The 2,398-nt window shown below is 44.0% G+C and carries 2 protein-coding genes; one reads left to right on the forward strand and one right to left on the reverse strand.

The window, feature by feature from the left end:
- Window positions 1-302 precede the first annotated feature (302 nt).
- Complete coding sequence (locus tag B9T16_RS27910; protein WP_006619252.1) at window positions 303-1,199, forward strand: segregation/condensation protein A; 897 nt, start codon at window positions 303-305, stop codon at window positions 1,197-1,199.
- A 616-nt stretch (window positions 1,200-1,815) separates the two neighbouring features.
- Here B9T16_RS27910 and B9T16_RS27915 read toward each other — a convergent pair.
- On the reverse strand, window positions 1,816-2,398 hold a 583-nt coding region (locus B9T16_RS27915; RefSeq protein ID WP_410246306.1), incomplete at its 5' end, for an HD domain-containing protein.

Here is a 2,398-nt window from a genome sequence, read left to right on the forward strand (position 1 = left end):
CGCTGAACGACTAATAAACGTTCTCGGTGGTCGATTAGACGAGCGATCGCTTCCCTGTGTCCATCTCGGAAAGTAGCGTCAGGGTTMTCTAGGACAGYTTTTAMATAAGACAAGGCTTCGGATTTTAAAGATTCCATGATCAGTTAAACTCAGACATACTAGAGACCATCATATTCATTGTAATCAAAAATATCTAAGTCAGCCCTAATAGCCTTATGCTATAATGGGAAAAGCCAGCATCCAGCTATAGTAGTAAGCACAAGTTCCTGTTCACACCCAAGCCGACCGGAGAAACAACGCCTATGACCTCTGACACACCCCAGGACGCTTTAGCCAGCCTGTCCGAAGGAATTGCACTGCTGATTGATTTGGCTAAACAGGGAGAAATAGATCCTTGGGATGTGCGGGTGATTGAGGTGATTGATCGCTATCTCAGCCAACTGACTCCGGGTGTTGATTCGGTCTCGAATAATCAGTTTGTAGAACTTTCCCAATCTGGTCAAGCCTTTCTTTATGCTTCTATGCTGGTGCTACTGAAGGCGGATAGCCTGATGGATTCCGATGAGCCTGGCGATGATGATGCTATGATTGCCGGAGAGTTAGAATTTTTGGGGTCAGAGTCAGAAATTGAGTGGCTGCGTCCTCAGAATTTGGAACGACAGTTACGTCGCCGCGCTGTGGCTAAGGTTCCCCAAAAGCGTCAGGTAACACTTCAAGAGTTGATTGATCAACTGCAATTAATGGCGGCTACGATCGCCCAGCACCAGAGTCGTCCCCGTCCCCGTCGTCATGTTTCTGTTAATAAAAATAAAGCCGCTAAGGCGATCGCTGAATTAGCACACCAAGAAAACCTGGTAGAAATGGCTGGAAAATTAGATGAACTTCTCCGGGCTGAAGGTGTAGACCTCCAAGGCGATTGGTTAGAACTTGAACAATTATTAGTTCTGTGGTCTAATCTGATTGGTAAGCAGAAAACACACATCCCCAACCCTATAGAATCCACCAATTTACTCCCAGAGTCAGCCGCAAATACTCCGCCTATTTCTCATTCTAAACATGATCGAGTTGGGGTTTTTTGGGCTTTGTTATTATTATCGGCTCAGTCTAAGGTAGAGTTATCCCAGGATGAATTTTATCAGGATATTAAAGTCAGGACTTTAAATATATCCCCCCAGCCTGAATTAAACAACATCCCATAGTTAATAATTAATAATTGTAGGGGCGGGTTCTGCGGTAACCTCGCCGACCAACGACAATATAAATAAACCCGCCCCACCCCACCGGGTAATTAATTAATAATTAATAATTGATAATTGTAGGGGCKCGCCGACCAACGACAATATAAATAAACCCGCCCCACCCCACCGGGTAATTAATTAATAATTGTAGGGGCGGGTTCTGCGGTAACCTCGCCGACCAACGACAATATAAATAAACCCGCCCCACCCCACCGGGTAATTAATTAATAATTAATAATTGATAATTGTAGGGGCGCGCCGACCAACGACAATATAAATAAACCCGCCCCACCCCACCGGGTAATTAATTAATAATTGTAGGGGCGGGTTCTGCGGTAACCTCGCCGACCAACGACAATATAAATAAACCCGCCCCRCCCCACCGGGTAATTAATTAATAATTGTAGGGGCGGGTTCTGCGGTAACCTCGCCGACCAACGACAATATGAATAAACCCGCCCCACCGGGTAATTAATTGATAATTAATAATTGATTGTAGGGGCGCGCCTCCCAAAGAGAATATTAATAAACCAGCCTTTTGAGGAAAGGGGGATCGGGTGGGCTAACAGTTGTTGATTTAAGGTTCTAAAAACGCCACAAGTGTGAGGTTATATTGTTCCTCAAACACATCTTTTTTAAGGTCTAAACTCCACAATTCCAAAGCACAATTATCTTGGGGGTCAACTGGTTTAAGTATCAATTTAAACTCTTTTTTATCGCGATCGCACTGACAAGTAACCTCAGCTACCGCGCCAATTTGACGACGGTCTAAAGCCACAGCCAACCGCATCAAAGGATTAAGACGGTCGATAATGTGACGATTTTTCTTCGACAAATTTTGATAATTTTCATGTTTCTTTTTGGGGGCACTTTTCCGGTGATAGCGAGCCAAATTAGCAATCATATCAATTTCGGTTTCCGTATAACCCAAAAGTTCCCCATTACGGATTAAATAATAGGAGTGTTTATGGTGTGCAGAATGACTAATATATAGCCCGCAGTTATGCAAAATAGCCGCCGCCCAGAGCAATTCTCGTTCCGCCGATCCATAGTCATAGAGAATGCCATTAGTTTGGTCAAATAGGCTGAGAAAGAAGGCTGCCACCCGTTCACCATGTTCTAAATCTACATTATATTTTTGAGCAATTTTGAGGATGCTA

This window comes from Arthrospira sp. PCC 8006 (genome assembly GCF_046480465.1).
In the GTDB taxonomy this organism is placed as follows: Bacteria; Cyanobacteriota; Cyanobacteriia; order Cyanobacteriales; family Microcoleaceae; genus Limnospira; species Limnospira platensis.

Coding starts and splice junctions, on each gene's coding strand:
- B9T16_RS27910 (WP_006619252.1), top strand. CDS start 303: ATGACCTCTGACACACCCCAGGACGCTTTAGCCAGCCTGTCCGAAGGA.